The organism is Pseudomonas sp. lyk4-R2A-8, from assembly GCF_030209095.1.
GTDB classification, from domain to species: domain Bacteria; phylum Pseudomonadota; class Gammaproteobacteria; order Pseudomonadales; family Pseudomonadaceae; genus Aquipseudomonas; species Aquipseudomonas quebecensis.
In genome coordinates, this window is sequence record NZ_JARVSS010000022.1 from 90,252 (window position 1) to 108,613 (window position 18,362).

General features: G+C 59.7%; 16 protein-coding genes. 11 read left to right on the forward strand and 5 right to left on the reverse strand.

Annotation, left to right across the window (positions count from 1 at the left end; translation table 11 throughout):
- Window positions 1-176 precede the first annotated feature (176 nt).
- Complete coding sequence (locus QRN10_RS20150) at window positions 177-617, forward strand: GlcG/HbpS family heme-binding protein (RefSeq protein ID WP_181081891.1); 441 nt, start codon at window positions 177-179, stop codon at window positions 615-617.
- A 100-nt stretch (window positions 618-717) separates the two neighbouring features.
- Here QRN10_RS20150 and QRN10_RS20155 read toward each other — a convergent pair whose 3' ends face one another.
- Complete coding sequence (locus tag QRN10_RS20155) at window positions 718-1,323, reverse strand: TetR/AcrR family transcriptional regulator (protein ID WP_181081890.1); 606 nt, start codon at window positions 1,321-1,323, stop codon at window positions 718-720.
- 135 nt (window positions 1,324-1,458) lie between these two features.
- On the opposite strand from QRN10_RS20155, the gene QRN10_RS20160 reads away from it, so the two are divergent.
- Entirely contained in the window at window positions 1,459-2,373 is a 915-nt protein-coding gene (locus tag QRN10_RS20160) for a DUF808 domain-containing protein (protein WP_285428985.1), read from the forward strand.
- A gap of 52 nt (window positions 2,374-2,425) precedes the next feature.
- Here the strand turns inward: QRN10_RS20160 and QRN10_RS20165 are convergent, their stop codons facing one another.
- Together QRN10_RS20165 and mlaY are read right to left on the reverse strand one after the other, a co-directional pair.
- On the reverse strand, window positions 2,426-3,214 hold the full coding sequence (locus QRN10_RS20165; RefSeq protein WP_181079981.1) for an MlaA family lipoprotein: 789 nt from the start codon (window positions 3,212-3,214) through the stop codon (window positions 2,426-2,428).
- Window positions 3,207-4,505 (reverse strand): lipid asymmetry maintenance lipase MlaY, encoded by a 1,299-nt coding sequence (gene mlaY, locus QRN10_RS20170; RefSeq protein ID WP_181079980.1) that lies wholly within the window; start codon window positions 4,503-4,505, stop codon window positions 3,207-3,209. Before mlaY ends, QRN10_RS20165 begins: the two co-directional genes overlap by 8 nt.
- 236 nt (window positions 4,506-4,741) lie before the next feature.
- On the opposite strand from mlaY, the gene QRN10_RS20175 reads away from it, so the two are divergent.
- Window positions 4,742-5,110, forward strand: a complete 369-nt coding sequence (locus QRN10_RS20175; protein WP_034096657.1) for a hypothetical protein — start codon at window positions 4,742-4,744, stop codon at window positions 5,108-5,110.
- A gap of 101 nt (window positions 5,111-5,211) precedes the next feature.
- Here QRN10_RS20175 and QRN10_RS20180 read toward each other — a convergent pair whose 3' ends face one another.
- The gene (locus tag QRN10_RS20180) at window positions 5,212-6,765 is read right to left on the reverse strand and encodes a glycoside hydrolase family 17 protein (RefSeq protein WP_285428986.1); all 1,554 of its coding nucleotides are present in this window, start codon (window positions 6,763-6,765) and stop codon (window positions 5,212-5,214) included.
- A gap of 331 nt (window positions 6,766-7,096) precedes the next feature.
- On the opposite strand from QRN10_RS20180, the gene QRN10_RS20185 reads away from it, so the two are divergent.
- The 3 genes from QRN10_RS20185 (at window position 7,097) to QRN10_RS20195 (ending at window position 10,178) form a co-directional block, all read left to right on the forward strand.
- The gene (locus tag QRN10_RS20185; protein WP_181079977.1) at window positions 7,097-7,948 is read left to right on the forward strand and encodes a glycine betaine ABC transporter substrate-binding protein; all 852 of its coding nucleotides are present in this window, start codon (window positions 7,097-7,099) and stop codon (window positions 7,946-7,948) included.
- Window positions 7,949-8,211: 263 nt separating this feature from the next.
- Window positions 8,212-8,523: a DUF485 domain-containing protein gene (locus QRN10_RS20190; RefSeq protein ID WP_181079976.1), complete on the forward strand. Its 312-nt coding sequence runs from the start codon at window positions 8,212-8,214 to the stop codon at window positions 8,521-8,523.
- Entirely contained in the window at window positions 8,520-10,178 is a 1,659-nt protein-coding gene (locus QRN10_RS20195; protein WP_181079975.1) for a cation acetate symporter, read from the forward strand. Before QRN10_RS20190 ends, QRN10_RS20195 begins: the two co-directional genes overlap by 4 nt.
- A 179-nt stretch (window positions 10,179-10,357) precedes the next feature.
- Here QRN10_RS20195 and gltA read toward each other — a convergent pair whose 3' ends face one another.
- Window positions 10,358-11,647 carry a citrate synthase gene (gltA, locus tag QRN10_RS20200; RefSeq protein ID WP_034137560.1) on the reverse strand — a complete coding sequence of 430 codons (1,290 nt, stop codon included), beginning with the start codon at window positions 11,645-11,647 and terminating at the stop codon, window positions 10,358-10,360.
- Window positions 11,648-12,011: 364 nt separating this feature from the next.
- On the opposite strand from gltA, the gene sdhC reads away from it, so the two are divergent.
- The 5 genes from sdhC to QRN10_RS20225 all read left to right on the forward strand — a co-directional run bounded on the left by sdhC (window position 12,012) and on the right by QRN10_RS20225 (window position 18,337).
- Window positions 12,012-12,389, forward strand: coding sequence for a succinate dehydrogenase, cytochrome b556 subunit (sdhC, locus tag QRN10_RS20205; protein WP_181079974.1), 378 nt, complete (start codon window positions 12,012-12,014; stop codon window positions 12,387-12,389).
- A complete protein-coding gene (gene sdhD / locus QRN10_RS20210; RefSeq protein ID WP_003233245.1) occupies window positions 12,383-12,751 on the forward strand; it encodes a succinate dehydrogenase, hydrophobic membrane anchor protein in 369 nt (122 codons plus the stop codon). Before sdhC ends, sdhD begins: the two co-directional genes overlap by 7 nt.
- A gap of 3 nt (window positions 12,752-12,754) precedes the next feature.
- Window positions 12,755-14,527: a succinate dehydrogenase flavoprotein subunit gene (gene sdhA, locus QRN10_RS20215; protein ID WP_181079973.1), complete on the forward strand. Its 1,773-nt coding sequence runs from the start codon at window positions 12,755-12,757 to the stop codon at window positions 14,525-14,527.
- Between the two features lie 11 nt (window positions 14,528-14,538).
- Window positions 14,539-15,243, forward strand: a complete 705-nt coding sequence (locus tag QRN10_RS20220) for a succinate dehydrogenase iron-sulfur subunit (protein WP_034096664.1) — start codon at window positions 14,539-14,541, stop codon at window positions 15,241-15,243.
- 262 nt (window positions 15,244-15,505) lie between these two features.
- Entirely contained in the window at window positions 15,506-18,337 is a 2,832-nt protein-coding gene (locus QRN10_RS20225; RefSeq protein WP_181079972.1) for a 2-oxoglutarate dehydrogenase E1 component, read from the forward strand.
- The last annotated feature ends 25 nt before the right edge of the window (window positions 18,338-18,362 follow it).

Below are 18,362 nucleotides of genomic sequence, written 5' to 3' on the forward strand. Positions count from 1 at the left end.
AACGCATTTTATTCGTGACTGATCGAGCTCGCCGGAACGCCTTTTTTCGACGTATGGTGGGTTTGTGGAGAAATATTGTATACAAAATAATAAATCATTGTGTTCTATTTGTGTGATCGAGCATCTGATCAATCAGACCACCATCGCTTTCCCAATAACAAAAGAAGGACGGCACCATGAGCGCTTTAACCTTGAAAACCGCCACCCAACTCGCCAGCCAGGCCCTTACCGCCGGCCGCACGATTTGCGCTGCGCCACTGACCATCGCGGTGCTCGACAGCGGCGGCCACTTGATCACTCTGCAACGTGAAGACGGCGCCAGCCTGCTGCGCCCGCAGATCGCCATCGGCAAGGCCTGGGGCGCGATAGCGCTGGGCAAGGGTTCGCGCCTGTTGGCGCTGGATGCGCAACAACGCCCGGCGTTTATCGCCGCGCTGAACAGCCTGGGGCAGGGCAGCGTGGTGCCGGCACCGGGCGGGGTGTTGATTCGCGATCAGGACGGTGTGGTGCTGGGGGCGATTGGGATCAGTGGGGATACGTCGGATATTGACGAGCAGTGTGCGATCACGGCGATCGAGGGGGTGGGGTTAATGGCGGATGCGGGTGTGTCGGCTTAAACAGTGTGTGACTTTCAGGGCCTCATCGGGGGCAAGCCCCCTCCCACAATGTTGATTGTGGGAGGGGGCTTGCCCCGATGGGCACCGGCTCTGCGGTGTATCAGTCCGGCTCACAGCCCTTGAGCACCAACCGAATGATGGTCTGCGCCGCCGCTTCATAATCGGCCTCATCCAGCTTGGCTTTTCCGGTCACCGCGGAAATCTGCCAGTCGAAGTCGGCATAGGTCTGGGTCGCGGCCCAGATGCTGAACATCAAGTGATTGGGGTCGATAGCCGCGATCAATCCGCGATCCACCCAGCTTTGGATGCAGTTGATATTGTGCTTGGCCTGGGCGTTGAGTTGCTCGACCTGCTCGGCGCTCAGGTGCGGGGCGCCATGCATGATTTCGCTGGCAAACACCTTGGAGGCGAAGGGCAGGTCGCGGGAGATACGGATTTTCGAGCGGATGTAATTGCTCAGCACCACCGCCGGTTCACCTTCGGGGTTGAACGGCGTGGACGCGGCCAGGATCGGCTCGATGATGCTTTCGAGCACCTCGCGGTAGAGGTTGTCCTTGGACTTGAAGTAGTAGTAGACGTTGGGCTTGGGCAGCCCGGCCTTGGCGGCGATGTCGCTGGTTTTGGTCGCGGCGAAGCCCTTGTCGGCAAACTCCTCGCTGGCCGCCCGCAGGATTTTTTCTTTATTGCGCTCGCGAATGGTGCTCATAAACCAGGGTTTTCCTTGCCAGGACAGGCGGTCTGGCATGGTAGCACCGGCTATCCGCGAGTCTCAACAAGGCTCCCGCAAAGCGTTGTGCCGCGCTATGCTCGCGCCAACTTTTCTTTTACGGATGCGCGTTTCATGGCAGGAAGCAGTTTACTGGTATTGATCGACGATATCGCCGCAGTCCTCGACGATGTGGCTTTGATGACCAAAGTCGCCGCGAAAAAGACCGCCGGTGTGCTCGGCGATGATCTGGCGCTCAACGCCCAGCAGGTGTCCGGGGTGCGTGCCGAGCGGGAAATTCCGGTGGTGTGGGCGGTGGCCAAGGGTTCGTTTATCAACAAATTGATCCTGGTGCCTACCGCGCTGTTGATCAGCGCCTTCGCGCCCTGGGCGGTTACGCCGTTGCTGATGCTGGGCGGCGCCTACTTGTGCTTCGAGGGGTTCGAGAAGCTTGCGCACACGTTCCTGCACAGCAAGGCCGAAGACCAGGTCGAGCATGCGCAGTTGACCCAGGCCGTGGCTGACCCGGCCACCGACCTGGTGGCCTTTGAAAAGGACAAGATCAAAGGCGCGGTGCGCACCGACTTCATTCTCTCGGCCGAGATCATCGCGATCACCCTGGGCACTGTGACCGATGCGCCGCTGATGCAGCAGGTGGTGGTGCTGTCGGGTATTGCCATCGTCATGACCATCGGCGTTTATGGGTTGGTGGCGGGCATCGTCAAGCTGGACGACCTGGGCCTGTGGCTGAGCCAGAAACCCCGCCAGGTCGCGCGTGGCATTGGAGGTGTCATCCTGCGCGCGGCGCCGTACATGATGAAAAGCCTGTCGGTGATCGGCACGGCGGCGATGTTTCTGGTCGGTGGCGGCATCCTCACTCATGGCGTGCCGGTGGTGCATCACTGGATCGAGGCGGTCAGCCAGAGTGCGGGCGCGATGGCGTGGCTGATGCCGACGCTGCTCAATGCGCTGGCGGGAATCATTGCGGGGGCTGTGGTCTTGGCGCTGGTCAGTGGAATCGGCAAGGCTTGGAAAGCCCTCAAGGCTTAAATCGCAGGCACAAAAAAGGCCATTCATGAATGGCCTTTTTTGTGAGCGTTATTTATTCCGCGATCTGCAACTTGCGCGATTCGGTATAGATATAGCGCACCTTTTCATATTCGAAGGGTGAGTTCATCTGACCGTAGCGGAAGCTGGTCTGGTAGCGCTTATCCACCGCGCGCAGGGCCCAGATCTCCGGGTGGTTGGAGCTGACCTCGGAGACATTGAGGAAGTTGATCTGCGACTCGGCGGTGTAGTCCACCAGCAAGCCGGTGGTGTCGCGCAGGTTCGACGGGCCGAAGATCGGCAGCACCAGGTAGGCGCCGCCCGGCACGCCGTAGAAGCCCAGGGTCTGGCCGAAGTCTTCGCTCTGGCGCGGCAGGCCCATGGCGGTGGCCGGGTCCCACAAGCCGGCGATACCGATGGTGGTGTTGACCAGCAGGCGCCCGGTGGTCTCCAGCGAGCGATGCCCCTTGAGTTGCAACAGGCTGTTCATCAGGTTGGGCACATCGCCCAGGTTGTTGAAGAAGTTACTCACACCAGTGCGCAGGAAGCTTGGGGTGACGTAGGTGTAGCCGTTGACCACCGGCAGGAACACCCACTGGTCGAAGCGGTAGTTGAAGTGGTAAACGCGGCGGTTCCACGACTCCAGCGGGTCATACACGTTAAGTGCGGTGAGCGAGGAGCGTTCGAACTCGCGCTGGTCCAGGCCCGGATTGAACTTGAGCTTGGTCAGCGGTTGTTTGAAACCGTCATCGCCCAATTGCGTCGGCTCGTGAGCCTTGCTGTTGTCGGCATTGGCCACACCTGCGCACATCAGGGCGGCGAGCAGCAGAAGATATTTAGCCACGGAAGAACTCCAGCATGGCGTCGGCGTTGACGCGGTAATTGAGGTTGCCGCAGTGGCCGCCCAGTGGGTAGACGGTCAAGCGATCGCCGAAGGTTTTACGCAGGAAGCCCAGGTCGCCCGGGCCCAGGATCACGTCGTCGGCGTTGTGCATGACGGCGATTTTCGGGCTGGCGTGCAGATAATCCTTGAGCGCATACAGGCTGACCTGATCGACCAGCTGCAGCAGGCTGCCGCCGTCGGAGCGCGCGCGCCACATCGGGATCACTTGTTCGGTGAGGTAGCAGTCGAAATCGCATTGCAGTGCGCGCTTGAGGAACGGCGTAAGGCTGGTGCCTTCGGTGATCGGGTACTTCGGCGGGATGATCAGGCCGCGGCGGTTGATCAGGTCCGAGGTGAAGGCGATATCGGCCGCGGAGAAGCGGAACGAGGTGCCGATCAGCATGGCCATTTGTTCATTGGTCAGGTGCTGCTTGGATTGCTGGAAGTCGTAGAGCAGGGCGTCGTTCAGGTCGATATAGCCCTTTTGCTGGAAGTAACGAGTCAGCTTGTTCAGCACCAGCTCATAGAACGTCGTGGTGTTGTTGATGCCCTTGACCTCGGTCTGGACCAGCTTGTCGAGGTTGGTGATCGAGGTGTACAGGTTGACCGGCGGGTTGAGCAGCAGCACTTTCTTGAAGTTGAAGCTGCGACGGGTCTCGTCCAGTTTGCTGACGAAGGCCGCATCCAGGGCACCGAGGCTGTAGCCGGTGAGGTAGAAGTCGGTGACCGGCAACGAAGCGTTCTGCGCGCGCACCGCCTGCATTACGCGGTACATGTCCTCGGCGTCTTCCTGGGTGATGCCCGGGGTGGCGAAGCGCGAGGCGGCGCTGATGAAGTCGAAACTGGTGGGCGACGACAATTGCACCACGTGGTAGCCGGCCTGGTAATACAGCTTTTTCAAGTACTCGTTGAGGCTGCTGTCATAGCGCGCGCCGGTGCCCGCGATCAGGAAGATCAGCGGCGCGGCGCGGTCTTGCTTGGCGATGCGATACGTGAGTTTCTTCACCGCCCAGAAGTTGTCCGGCAGGCTGAACTCGCGCTCGGGGCGCATGTTCAGGGTGTAGTCGGATTGGTTGATCTGGTCGTCGGTCGGCAGCGTAGGCCGAAGGTCCGGCGGCGTCGTGGCAATGGTCGCTTCGAACGGGTTGGTCAAAGGGTAGCCATAGCTGGCTTGGTCGATGTCGACGGCCAGTGCTGACGCACTCAAAAAAAGGCTGCCCAGTAAGGCAGCACAGCGCAAGGAACGGAGCATGACTTAATCCCTAAGAGGAAACGTGCTGAATGAAGTTCGCAGGCTATGACCACCGCCGTACCACCGAAGTGCCAGCACTCAGTGCGAAAAGTCGGAAAAAAACGTCGGAATCGGGGTAATAGTCGCCAGAAGATACACTCTGCAACGTCCCGGTGAATACTAATTGTGTGTATGTACCTTGCTAACGGCCGTCGGCGCATTAAGCTGAGCGCCGTTTTTGCCTATCGGAGTCCTCCATGTCCCGTCGTTTGCCATTGATTTTGCTGCTTATTGCCTTGCCACTTTGGCTGGCTGCCAGCTATGCCGCGCGTTACGGGTTTATGGAGGATGGCCGGTGGGTCGGTATTTGCGTTGACGAGGCCAGTCGCTGGGAATGCCAGCTGCGCTCGAACCTGGGCTTGATGATCCATTTCAAAGTGCTGGGCTGGGCGGCGCTGGTGACCTCGGTGCTCGCATTTTTCGTAGCGGGCCGCACTGGCTGGGGCCTGGCGGTAGCGGGGCTGGTGTTCGGGCTGCCGGCGCTCGCGTTGTACAACACCACCTTTGCGGTGTTTGCGGTGGTGATTGCGGGGTTGCGGTTGGTCAGGCAGCCTCGGGGCGTTTGATCGGGCCAATCGGCGGCAAGCCCCCTCCCACATTTGCCGGTATTCACAATTGGAAATGTGTAAACCCGATCAACTGTGGGGGCTTGCCCCCGATAGCAGTCTTAAACCCTGCGCATCCGCAGGCAGCGCCACAACGCAACCACCATCAACCCGCTGACCACTGCCCAACCCCACGCCTGCTGGTTCAGCAAACCTTCACGGTACAACTGCGGCGCAATGCCGGCGCCGATAATGAAGGTGAGCAGCGCAATCTCCCGACGCGGGCCGGTGACCGGGCGCACCAGGTACACCAGCGCCGGCAACACCAGTGCGGCGCTGGGAAAACTGCGGTAGCGCGGGTCGAATACCAGCGCCAGCATCATCACTGCGCCAGCAAAGCCGGCGAGCGCCACCCACCAGCCCGCGCGGTGTTCCAGCCAGTTGAACGCGCGCTCGCGCCACCCCTCGCGAGGGCTCAGGGCCAATGCGGCATGGGCCAGTACCAGCAGATTGAGCGCTATCAGCAGGCCGGCCCATACCCATTCATCGTTGAAGCGTGCAGTCAGGCGGGTCAGCTCGGCCCAGCTGCCTATCGAGCACGCCGCCACGGCCCCCAGCAACGGCAGGGCCAGCGCAGCGCGGGTGCTGCGAACACGTCCGCCGAGTACCAACGTACCCAGCAGGATCACACCGCCTACGCCCAGCCACAGTGGCCAGTACGGCACATTACTGACCGGGCCGGCAAGGATGCCCTTGTCCTGGCGATCGGCATCGAACAGGCCCCAATACCCGCCCACGGCGCCCTCGCTGGCGCGTTTCCAGGGTTGGTCGAACGCTTCGATCAGGTTGTAATGCCAGCCGTTGGCTTCGGCCATGGCCACGAAACCGCGCATGAACTTGGCCTCGTTGACCCGGCTCGGCAGCGCTGTTTCGCGCTGGCGGCCTTCGCTCGGCCAGCCGGTTTCACCGATCAGCACGTCTTTGGGCGCAAATTTGTTGCCGAACGTCTGCCGTACGTCGCCCACATGCTGGAGTGCCTGGTCGATGCCGGACGGGTCGTCTTCCCAATAGGGCAGCAGGTGAATGGTCAGGAAATCCACGGCCGGGGCGATTTCCGGGTGTTGCAGCCAGAATTCCCAGACGTCGGCGTAGGTGACCGGCTGCCGGATCTGGCTTTTGACTTTCTGGATCAGCTTCACCAGTTGCCCGGCGGTGACTTCCTTGCGCAGCAGCGCCTCGTTGCCGACGATCACGGCGCTGACCACATCCGGGTTGGCGTTCGCCGACGCGATCAGCAGGTCGATTTCCTTTGCGGTGGCCAGCGGGTCGCTGCTGACCCAGGCGCCGATCATCAGCTTCAGGCCGTGTTTGCGCGCCAGGGCCGGCAAGCCTTCCAGGCCGGTCATGGAGTAGGTGCGAATGCATTCGAAGCGCGTGGCCAGCAAGGCCAGGTCGGCGTCCATGCGCGCCGGGCGCAGTGTGAACGGCTGGTCGAAGGGGGATTGGTCCTTGTCGAATGGCGTGTAGGACGCACATTGCAACTTGTGACTGGCACTGGCGACATCCGGCAACACCACGGGGCGGCCGAGGCCGTACCAATAGCCGATAAGAGCCAGCAGGCCGAAAAACAGGGCGAACACATAGGGCAGGGCAGGGAAGCGGGCAGTCGCGGGCATGGTCGGCTTATCTGGGAGAGCAAAGGCGCGCATCTTACCTGCAAATGTGCGGCTCAAGGGGAGCCGCACGATTTTGACATGCAAAGTTCGGGCGGGTTTTTGAACGAGCGTTCAGTAAAGCGTCCTACTGGCTATGTGATGTCGTTTCCTGCTTGTACGAGGTCGCTGACAGAGCAGGTCGATGGATGCTGCAGGCCGATGATCCAAGTGTCAGCACTCCACTGATGGATCAGCAGCCGGATTCAGCGCGTGAAGGGGGCGCGGTGCACCACATAACAACAGGTTGACGTCGCTCGGCATTCGCCGGGCGCAGCACTTTCGGGGAAGTACGATGAAGATGCGACGACTCTTGGGCGCAGCTGCCACTCTGGTAGTTGCGATGAGCTCCACACTGGCCAGCGCCGACAGCAAAACCCTGAGCATCGGCTACGTGGACGGTTGGTCCGACAGCGTTGCCACCACCCATGTGGCGGCTGAGGTGATCAAAGAGAAGCTCGGTTATGACGTGAAACTGCAGGCGGTCGCCACCGGGATCATGTGGCAGGGCGTGGCCACCGGCAAGCTCGACGCGATGCTCTCGGCCTGGTTGCCGGTGACCCACGGCGAGTACTGGGCCAAGAACAAGGACAAAGTGGTCGATTACGGCCCCAACTTCAAGGACGCCAAGATCGGCTTGATTGTGCCGGAGTACGTCAAGGCCAAGTCCATTGAGGACCTCAAGACCGATACCACCTTCAAGAACAAGATCGTCGGCATCGATGCCGGTTCAGGCGTGATGCTCAAGACTGACGAAGCCATCAAGCAGTACGGCCTCGATTACAAACTGCAGGCCAGCTCGGGCGCGGCGATGATCGCCGAGTTGACTCGTGCCGAAGACAAGCAGGAATCCATTGCCGTTACCGGTTGGGTGCCGCACTGGATGTTCGCCAAGTGGAAACTGCGCTTCCTGGACGATCCAAAAGGCGTCTATGGCGCGGCTGAAACCGTCAACAGCATCGGTAGCAAAGGCCTGGAGGCTAAAGCGCCGGAAGTTGCGGCCTTCCTGAAAAAATTCCAATGGGCGTCCAAGGATGAAATCGGCGAAGTCATGCTCGCCATCCAGGAGGGCGCCAAGCCTGACGCCGCGGCCAAGGATTGGGTCGCCAAGCACCCTGAGCGCGTTGCCGAGTGGACCGGTAAATAACCCCCCGATGTTTTGATACAACCCCTGTGGGAGAGAGCTTGCCACCGATAGCGGAGTGTCAGTTGTCAGTGATCTGACTGACTCAACGCCATCGGGGGCAAGCCCTCTCCCACATTAATTTCTGTTTCCTGCAAATCTTCATTCGCGCCGCCAATCCCTCGCTACACTCGATCTACTACTAAGGTCGTCTGGAACCTGTTCCAGAGCCGCATACAGTGGCTACGTTCCAATAATAAAAAAGCTGTGCTGCGAGGATAAAAACAATGAACGACAGCATTTACCTATCGATTCAAAACAGCCCGCGCTTCAAGGAGCTGGTGAGGAAAAGGGAGCGATTCGCCTGGATTCTCTCGGCCATCATGCTAGGGCTCTACTCCGGTTTCATCCTGTTGATCGCCTACGGGCCTCAAGTGCTGGGGGCCAAACTCAGCCCTGGTTCGTCGATTACCTGGGGGATTCCCCTGGGTGTCGGGTTGATCGTCTCCGCCTTCGTCCTCACCGCCATCTATGTGCGTCGGGCCAATGGCGAGTTTGACGACCTGAACAATGCGATTCTCAAGGAGGCTGCGCAATGATCCGTCGTCTACTGGCAGTATTCGGCGCTTCGCTTTTTGCTCCCGCCCTGTGGGCGGCCGACGCATTGACCGGTGAAGTGCACAAGCAACCGCTGAACGTCTCGGCCATCGTGATGTTTGTGGTCTTCGTCGGTGCAACCCTATGCATTACCTACTGGGCCTCCAAGCGCAACAAGTCGGCGGCCGACTACTACGCGGCCGGCGGCAAGATCACCGGTTTCCAGAACGGCCTGGCGATCGCCGGTGACTACATGTCGGCGGCCTCGTTCCTGGGGATCTCCGCGCTGGTGTTCACGTCTGGCTACGACGGGCTGATCTACTCGATCGGCTTCCTGGTGGGCTGGCCGATCATTTTGTTCCTGATCGCCGAGCGCCTGCGTAACCTGGGCAAATACACCTTTGCTGACGTGGCGTCCTACCGCCTGGGCCAGACCCAGATCCGCAGCCTGTCGGCCTGTGGTTCGCTGGTGGTGGTGGCGTTCTACCTGATCGCACAGATGGTGGGGGCGGGCAAGCTGATCCAGCTGCTGTTCGGCCTGGACTACCATGTGGCGGTGATCCTGGTGGGTATCCTGATGTGCCTGTACGTGCTGTTCGGCGGCATGCTCGCGACCACTTGGGTGCAGATCATCAAGGCGGTGCTGTTGCTGTCGGGTGCCTCGTTCATGGCGCTGATGGTAATGAAGCACGTCAACTTCGATTTCAACACGCTGTTCTCCGAGGCGATCAAGGTTCACCCTAAAGGTGAGGCGATCATGAGCCCCGGCGGCCTGGTGAAAGACCCTGTCTCCGCATTCTCCCTGGGCCTGGCGCTGATGTTCGGTACCGCCGGCCTGCCGCATATCCTGATGCGCTTCTTCACGGTGAGCGATGCCAAGGAAGCGCGCAAGAGCGTGCTGTATGCCACGGGCTTTATCGGCTACTTCTATATCCTGACCTTTATCATCGGCTTCGGCGCGATCCTGCTGGTCAGCACCAATCCGGCATTCAAGGATGCTGCAGGCGCCTTGCTGGGCGGTAACAACATGGCGGCGGTGCACCTGGCCAACGCGGTGGGTGGCAGTATCTTCCTGGGCTTCATCTCGGCCGTGGCATTTGCCACTATCCTGGCGGTGGTGGCCGGTTTGACCCTGGCGGGCGCATCGGCGGTGTCTCACGACCTGTATGCCAGCGTGATCAAGAAAGGCAAGGCCAACGAGAAAGATGAGATTCGTGTGTCGAAGATCACCACCGTGGCCCTGGGTGTGTTGGCGATCGGCCTGGGTATCCTGTTCGAAAGTCAGAACATTGCGTTCATGGTGGGCCTGGCGTTCTCCATAGCCGCCAGCTGTAACTTCCCGGTGCTGCTGCTTTCCATGTACTGGAAAAACCTCACCACCCGTGGCGCCATGATCGGCGGTTGGCTGGGCCTGGTCAGTGCCGTGGGCCTGATGGTCCTGGGGCCGACCATCTGGGTCTCGATCCTGCATCATGAAAAGGCCATCTTCCCGTACGAGTACCCGGCGCTGTTCTCGATGATCATCGCGTTCATCGGCATCTGGTTCTTCTCCATCACCGATAAGTCGGCGGCGGCAGAGAAAGAGCGTGCGCTGTACTTCCCGCAGTTTGTGCGTTCACAGACGGGTCTGGGGGCGAGTGGGGCAGTGAATCATTGATGCAGCCGCAAGTGGCAAGCCTCAAGCTGTAAGTTAGAAGCGGTGGTGTATAGAGAGATACCCCTGTGGAGATACAGGGGTATTTTTTTGCTTGCGGCTTATAGCTGGAAGCTTTCAGCTCACTAAATTCCAGCCAAAAAAAACGGCCTCATCAGGAGGCCGTTTTTTCTGGCTGGGGTTTAGTGCCGATCTTCCAGCTTGGTGATGTCACGCGACTCGTAGCCGGTGTACAGCTGGCGCGGGCGGCCAATCTTGTACGGGCTGGAGAGCATTTCTTTCCAGTGGGAGATCCAGCCCACGGTCCGCGCCAGGGCGAAGATCACGGTGAACATGCTGGTTGGAATGCCGATCGCCTTGAGGATGATCCCCGAGTAGAAGTCGACGTTCGGGTACAGCGAGCGTTCGATGAAGTACGGGTCGGTCAGGGCGATCTCTTCCAGGCGCATGGCCAGTTCGAGTTGCGGGTCGTTCTTGATGCCCAGTTCCTTCAACACTTCGTCGCAGGTCTGCTTCATCACGGTGGCACGCGGGTCGCGGTTCTTGTAGACCCGGTGACCGAAGCCCATCAGCTTGAACGGATCGTTCTTGTCCTTGGCCTTGGCGATGAAGGTGTCGATGTTCGAGACATCGCCGATTTCATCGAGCATGGTCAACACGGCTTCGTTCGCACCGCCGTGGGCAGGGCCCCAGAGCGCGGCGATACCGGCGGCGATACAGGCGAACGGGTTGGCACCCGAAGAGCCGGCCAGACGCACGGTGGAGGTGGAGGCGTTCTGCTCGTGGTCGGCGTGGAGGATGAAGATCCGGTCCATGGCCTTGGCGAGTACCGGGCTGATCGGTTTGATCTCGCACGGGGTGTTGAACATCATGTGCAGGAAGTTTTCCGCGTACGTCAGGTCGTTGCGCGGGTACATCATGGGTTGGCCCATGGAGTACTTGTAAACCATTGCGGCCAGGGTCGGCATCTTGGCAACCAGGCGGATCGCGGAGATTTCGCGATGCTGCGGGTTATTGATGTCGAGGGAGTCGTGATAGAAGGCCGACAGGGCGCCGACCACGCCGCACATGACGGCCATCGGGTGGGCGTCGCGACGGAAGCCGTTGAAGAAGGTCTTCAACTGCTCGTGAACCATGGTGTGGTTCTTCACGGTGCTGACAAACTGGGCTTTCTGCTCGGCTGTTGGCAATTCGCCATTGAGCAGCAGGTAGCAGGTTTCCAGGTAGTCCGATTTTTCAGCCAGTTGCTCGATCGGGTAGCCCCGGTGCAGCAGGATGCCATTGTCGCCGTCGATATAGGTGATCTTCGACTCGCAAGAGGCGGTCGACATGAAGCCTGGGTCGAACGTGAAACGGCCCGTGGCCGTCAGGCCCCGTACGTCGATAACATCGGGACCAACGGTGCCGGTTAAAATGGGCAGCTCGACGGGGGCTGCGCCCTCGATGATCAACTGCGCTTTTTTGTCAGCCATGTGGCCTCCTATTTATGCTTCAAATCATCAGACAGACCCCCCACGCAGGGCCCGCACCACTATAGTGAGATAAATTCAGATGTCAATTTGCCTAAAGTCTTGCTCCAGAAGGCTTTAACCATACTTTTTCGTCGAAATTAACTGCCATTTACGCCTTTTATCCCGTCAGCGCAATCCGCTATTAGGGTGAGGAGCGCGCGTTGTCATTAGTAACCTAACTGTCTATACTCGGCCACCGACCGCCAAGGGCTTTTGGGCTTGCTTTCATTGGGGGTCGCACTCCCTGGGTGGTGCTTACCTGACCAGTGCACTCCCCTACAACTTTGCCCTGATTGTTAGGGGCTCTTCAGTGTGAAAAAAAGCCGTGAAGAATAGCCAACGACCTGTAAACCTAGACCTAAGGACCATCAAACTCCCCATCACCGGCGTTACGTCGTTCCTGCACCGTGTTTCCGGCATCATCCTGTTCCTGGGCTTGGGCATCATGCTTTACGCATTGAGCAAATCCCTGGGTTCCGAGGAAGGTTACGCCGAGGTGAAGGCATACTTGACCAGCCCGCTGGCCAAGTTCGTAGCATGGGGCCTCCTGTCCGCTCTGCTGTATCACCTGGTAGCCGGTGTGCGCCACTTGATCATGGACATGGGCATCGGTGAGACGCTGGAAGGCGGCCGCCTGGGCTCGAAAATCATCATCGCCATTTCCGTGGTGCTGATCGTTCTGGCAGGAGTTTGGATATGGTAACCAGCGTTACGAACCTATCGCGTTCGGGCCTCTACGACTGGATGGCGCAGCGCGTGTCTGCGGTTGTTCTCGCGGCTTATTTCATTTTCCTGATCGGATACCTCGTCGCAAACCCGGGCATCGGCTATGAGCAATGGCACGGCCTGTTTGCCCATAATGCGATGCGAATCTTCAGTCTGCTGGCACTTGTGGCCCTCGGCGCTCACGCCTGGGTCGGCATGTGGACCATCGCGACCGACTACCTCACGCCAATGGCGCTGGGCAAGTCCGCGACTGCAGTACGTTTCCTCTTCCAGGCAGTATGCGGCATCGCGATGTTCGCTTACTTCGTCTGGGGTGTGCAGATTCTTTGGGGTATCTGAGTCATGGCTAACATTCCAACTATTTCCTTCGACGCCATCATTATTGGTGGCGGCGGTGCCGGCATGCGCGCTGCGCTGCAGCTGGCCCAGGGCGGTCACAAGACTGCCGTGATCACCAAGGTGTTCCCGACGCGCTCTCACACCGTGTCGGCTCAGGGTGGCATCACCTGCGCCATCGCGTCCGCCGACCCGAACGATGACTGGCGCTGGCACATGTACGATACCGTCAAGGGTTCCGACTACATCGGTGACCAGGACGCGATCGAGTACATGTGTCAGGAAGGCCCTGCGGCGGTGTTCGAGCTGGATCACATGGGTCTGCCGTTTTCCCGTACCGAGCAAGGCCGTATCTACCAGCGTCCGTTCGGCGGCCAGTCGAAGGATTACGGTAAAGGCGGGCAGGCTGCCCGTACCTGCGCCGCGTCCGACCGTACCGGCCACGCGCTGCTGCACACCCTTTATCAGGGCAACCTGAAAGCCGGTACCACGTTCCTGAACGAGTACTACGCGGTTGACCTGGTCAAGAACTCCCAAGGCGAGTTCGTCGGTGTGATCGCCATCTGCATCGAAACCGGCGAAACCACCTACATCCGCGCCAAGGCTACCGTTCTGGCCACCGGCGGTGCGGGTCGTATCTATGCATCCACCACCAACGCCCTGATCAACACCGGCGACGGTGTAGGCATGGCCCTGCGTGCCGGCGTGCCGGTGCAGGACATTGAAATGTGGCAGTTCCACCCGACCGGTATTGCCGGCGCCGGCGTACTGGTGACCGAAGGTTGCCGTGGTGAAGGTGGTTACCTGATCAACAAGCATGGCGAGCGTTTCATGGAGCGCTATGCGCCGAACGCCAAGGACCTTGCCGGTCGTGACGTTGTTGCCCGTTCGATGGTTAAAGAGATCATCGCCGGCAACGGTTGCGGTCCGAATGGCGACCACGTGATGCTCAAGCTCGATCACCTGGGCGAAGAAGTGCTGCACAGCCGTCTGCCAGGCATCTGCGAACTGTCCAAGACTTTTGCGCACGTTGACCCGGTAGTTGCTCCGGTTCCGGTTGTTCCGACTTGCCACTATATGATGGGCGGCGTGCCGACCAACATCCATGGCCAGGCGATCACTCAGGACGCCGATGGCGTTGACACCATCATCCCTGGTCTGTTCGCAGTGGGTGAAGTGGCATGCGTATCGGTTCACGGTGCCAACCGCCTGGGCGGTAACTCGTTGCTCGACCTGGTGGTATTCGGTCGTGCGGCAGGCCTGCACCTCGAGAAGGCGCTGACCGACGGTATCGAGTACGACGACGCCACCGACGCCAACATCGAGGCCGCCCTGGCGCGCCTGTCCGCTCTGAACGAGCGCACCGATGGCGAAGACGTGGCAACCCTGCGTCGCGAGCTGCAAAGCTGCATGCAGAACTACTTCGGTGTATTCCGTACCGGCGAATACATGCAGAAAGGTATCGCCCAACTGGCCGACCTGCGTACGCGCATCGCCAACGTCAAGATCAACGATAAGAGCCAGGCGTTCAACACCGCTCGTATCGAAGCCCTTGAACTGCAAAACCTGCTGGAAGTGGCCGAAGCGACCGCGATTGCCGCCGAGGTTCGTAAGGAATCCCGTGGTGCGCACGCGCGTGAAGACTACGAAGACCGCGACGACGAGAACTGGCTGTGCCACACCCTGTACTTCCCGGGTGAAAAGCGCGTTGCCAAGCGTGCCGTGAACTTCTCGCCGAAAACGGTTCCGACCTTTGAACCGAAGATTCGGACTTACTAAGGGTGGCTGCCATGTTGAAAGTCAGTGTTTATCGCTACAACCCTGATCAGGACGCTGCGCCGTTCATGCAGGAATTCCAGGTCGATACCGGTGGTAAAGACCTGATGGTGCTGGACGTGCTGGCCCTGATCAAAGAGCAGGACGAGGGTTTCTCCTACCGTCGCTCCTGCCGTGAAGGTGTCTGCGGCTCCGACGGCATGAACATCAATGGCAAGAACGGCCTGGCGTGCATCACGCCGCTGTCCGCCGTGGTGAAAGGCAACAAGCTGATCGTTCGTCCACTTCCAGGTTTGCCGGTTATCCGTGACCTGGTTGTCGATATGAGCATCTTCTACAAGCAATACGAGAAAGTTAAGCCGTTCCTGCAGAACGACACGCCGGCCCCGGCCATCGAGCGTCTGCAGTCCCCGGAAGAGCGCGACAAGCTCGACGGTCTGTACGAGTGCATTCTGTGCGCCTGCTGCTCGACCTCCTGCCCGTCCTTCTGGTGGAACCCGGACAAGTTCCTGGGTCCTGCTGCCCTGCTGCAAGCGTACCGCTTCCTGGCAGACAGCCGTGACACCAAGACGTCCGAGCGTCTGGCTTCGCTGGATGACCCGTTCAGCGTATTCCGCTGCCGCGGGATCATGAACTGCGTCAACGTATGTCCCAAGGGCCTGAACCCGACTAAGGCCATTGGTCACATCCGTAACATGCTGCTGCAGAGCGGCGTGTAACTGACGTTGCAGTAAAAGCAGGACCGTTGTGCCCGTAAATGCTGCGGCGCAGGCTTCAACCGGCGCCGTAGTTTTAACTTGAGCAGCGACTTACAAAGCCGCAGCTCTTATTTTGAAGAAATGAGACAAGCAGGGGCATTCGGGTTGGTACCCGAACTATCAGCGTGATCCTAAGTGGCTTGTTTTGGTCGCTGCACTTGGCCTTTTGCAAGCAAACTCGGTGTTTTCGCCGGTGGTGTCCCCAAATCGAGGGTGACCAAGCATGCAAGAAAGCGTGATGCAGCGCATGTGGAACAGCGGCTATCTTTCAGGTGGTAACGCTGCCTATGTGGAAGAGCTTTATGAGCTCTACCTGCACGACCCTAACGCTGTGCCAGAAGAATGGCGCACCAAATTTCAGACGTTGTCTTCAGACGGCAACGCTGCCACCGATGTATCGCATGCAACAATTCGCGATCAGTTCGTGCTGCTGGCAAAGAACCAGCGCCGCGCCCAGCCGGTTTCCGCCGGCAGCGTGAGCAGTGAGCATGAGAAGAAGCAAGTTGAAGTACTGCGACTGATCCAGGCCTACCGGATGCGTGGCCACCAGGCGGCCCAGCTTGACCCGCTGGGGCTCTGGCAGCGTCCTGCACCGGCTGACCTGTCGATCAATCATTACGGCTTGACCAATGCCGATCTTGATACGACCTTCCGTGCCGGCGACCTGTTCATCGGCAAAGAGGAAGCGAGCCTACGCGAAATTCACGAAGCGTTGCAGCAGACATATTGCCGCACCATCGGCGCTGAATTCACGCACATCACCGATTCCGAGCAGCGCCAGTGGTTCCAGCATCGCCTGGAAGGCGTGCGCGGCCGCCCGGCGTTGTCCGCTGATGTTCGCAGCCACCTGCTCGAGCGCGTGACTGCTGCTGAAGGCCTGGAGAAGTACCTGGGGACCAAATACCCGGGCACCAAGCGTTTCGGCCTGGAAGGCGGCGAAAGCCTGATCCCGATGCTTGATGAGCTGATCCAGCGTTCCGGTTCCTACGGTACCAAGGAAGTCGTGATCGGCATGGCCCACCGTGGTCGCCTGAACGTGTTGGTCAACACCTTCGGCAAGAACCCGCGTGAGCTGTTCGACGAGTTCGAAGGCAAGAAGAAGGTCGAGCTGGGTTCCGGTGACGTTAAATACCACCAGGGCTTCTCGTCCAACGTGATGACCACCGGCGGTGAAGTTCACCTGGCCATGGCATTCAACCCATCCCACCTGGAAATCGTTTCGCCAGTGGTCGAGGGGTCGGTGCGTGCTCGCCAGGACCGTCGTAACGACACCACCGGTGAAAAGGTTCTGCCGATTTCCATCCACGGTGACGCGGCATTCGCCGGTCAGGGCGTGGTTCTGGAAACCTTCCAGATGTCGCAGACTCGCGGCTTCAAGACCGGCGGTACCGTTCACATCGTCATCAACAACCAGGTGGGCTTCACCATCAGCAACCCGCTGGACGCGCGTTCCACCGAGTACGCCACCGACGTTGCCAAGATGATCCAGGCGCCGATCCTCCATGTGAATGGCGATGATCCGGAAGCCGTGCTGTTCGTGACCCAACTGGCTGTCGACTACCGCATGCAGTTCAAGCGTGACGTGGTGATCGACCTGGTCTGCTACCGTCGTCGCGGTCACAACGAAGCGGACGAGCCAAGCGGCACCCAGCCGTTGATGTACCAGCAGATCGCCAAGCAGCGCACTACCCGCGAGCTGTATGCCGAAAGCCTGACCAAGGCCGGCGTGGTGGACGAAGCGCGTGTTCAGGCGAAAGTCGACGAATACCGCAACGCGCTGGACAACGGTCTGCACGTAGTGAAAAGCCTGGTCAAAGAGCCGAACAAAGAGCTGTTCGTTGACTGGCGCCCTTACCTGGGACACACCTGGACCGCGCGTCACGACACCTCGTTCGACCTCAAGACCCTGCAGGAACTGTCCGCCAAGCTGCTGGAAATTCCGGAAGGCTTTGTGGTTCAGCGTCAGGTCTCGAAGATCTACGAAGACCGTCAGAAGATGCAAGCCGGCGGCCTGCCGATCAACTGGGGTTACGCCGAAACCATGGCGTACGCGACCCTGGCGTTCGAAGGTCACCCGATCCGCATGACCGGCCAGGACATCGGCCGCGGTACGTTCTCGCACCGTCACGCGGTATTGCACAACCAGAAAGACGCCAGCACCTATGTGCCGCTGCAGAACCTGTACGAAGGCCAGCCACGTTTCGACCTGTACGATTCGTTCCTGTCCGAGGAAGCCGTACTGGCATTCGAATACGGTTACTCGACCACCACGCCAAACGCGCTGGTGATCTGGGAAGCCCAGTTCGGCGACTTCGCCAACGGTGCCCAGGTGGTGATCGACCAGTTCATCACCAGCGGCGAGCACAAGTGGGGCCGCCTGTGCGGTCTGACCATGTTGCTGCCACACGGTTATGAAGGTCAGGGCCCTGAGCACTCCTCGGCGCGTCTGGAGCGTTACCTGCAGCTGTGCGCCGAGCACAACATTCAGGTCTGCGTACCGACCACCCCGGCCCAGATCTACCACTTGCTGCGTCGCCAGGTGATTCGTCCTCTGCGCAAGCCGCTGGTTGTGCTGACGCCGAAGTCGCTGCTGCGTCATAAATTGGCCATCTCGACTCTGGAAGATCTGGCGGACGGTTCGTTCCAGACCGTGATTCCGGAAATCGACACGCTGGACGCGGCCAAGGTGACTCGCCTGATCCTGTGCAGCGGCAAGGTCTACTATGACTTGCTGGAAAAGCGCCGTGCCGAAGGCCGCGAAGACATCGCCATCGTGCGTATCGAGCAGCTTTACCCGTTCCCGGAAGACGACCTGATGGAGGTCATCGCGCCTTACACCAACCTCACGAATGTGGTCTGGTGCCAGGAAGAACCGATGAACCAGGGCGCGTGGTACAGCAGCCAGCATCACCTGCGTCGCAGCATCGGCAACCATAACAAGGCCCTGGGCCTGGAATACGCCGGCCGTGATGCGTCTGCCGCACCTGCGTGTGGTTATGCCTCGATGCACGCCGAGCAGCAGGAAAAACTGCTGCAAGATGCTTTCACTGTTTAACGCCTTCGCGCTGACTGAAACCGAA

Bases quoted from the DNA above. Each gene is read 5' to 3' on its own strand.
- QRN10_RS20150 (WP_181081891.1), top strand. From the start codon at position 177: ATGAGCGCTTTAACCTTGAAAACCGCCACCCAACTCGCCAGCCAGGCC.
- QRN10_RS20155 (WP_181081890.1), bottom strand. From the start codon at position 1,323: ATGAGCACCATTCGCGAGCGCAATAAAGAAAAAATCCTGCGGGCGGCC.
- QRN10_RS20160 (WP_285428985.1), top strand. From the start codon at position 1,459: ATGGCAGGAAGCAGTTTACTGGTATTGATCGACGATATCGCCGCAGTC.
- mlaY (WP_181079980.1), bottom strand. From the start codon at position 4,505: ATGCTCCGTTCCTTGCGCTGTGCTGCCTTACTGGGCAGCCTTTTTTTG.
- QRN10_RS20175 (WP_034096657.1), top strand. From the start codon at position 4,742: ATGTCCCGTCGTTTGCCATTGATTTTGCTGCTTATTGCCTTGCCACTT.
- QRN10_RS20180 (WP_285428986.1), bottom strand. From the start codon at position 6,765: ATGCCCGCGACTGCCCGCTTCCCTGCCCTGCCCTATGTGTTCGCCCTG.
- QRN10_RS20185 (WP_181079977.1), top strand. From the start codon at position 7,097: ATGAAGATGCGACGACTCTTGGGCGCAGCTGCCACTCTGGTAGTTGCG.
- QRN10_RS20190 (WP_181079976.1), top strand. From the start codon at position 8,212: ATGAACGACAGCATTTACCTATCGATTCAAAACAGCCCGCGCTTCAAG.
- QRN10_RS20195 (WP_181079975.1), top strand. From the start codon at position 8,520: ATGATCCGTCGTCTACTGGCAGTATTCGGCGCTTCGCTTTTTGCTCCC.
- gltA (WP_034137560.1), bottom strand. From the start codon at position 11,647: ATGGCTGACAAAAAAGCGCAGTTGATCATCGAGGGCGCAGCCCCCGTC.
- sdhD (WP_003233245.1), top strand. From the start codon at position 12,383: ATGGTAACCAGCGTTACGAACCTATCGCGTTCGGGCCTCTACGACTGG.
- sdhA (WP_181079973.1), top strand. From the start codon at position 12,755: ATGGCTAACATTCCAACTATTTCCTTCGACGCCATCATTATTGGTGGC.
- QRN10_RS20220 (WP_034096664.1), top strand. From the start codon at position 14,539: ATGTTGAAAGTCAGTGTTTATCGCTACAACCCTGATCAGGACGCTGCG.
- QRN10_RS20225 (WP_181079972.1), top strand. From the start codon at position 15,506: ATGCAAGAAAGCGTGATGCAGCGCATGTGGAACAGCGGCTATCTTTCA.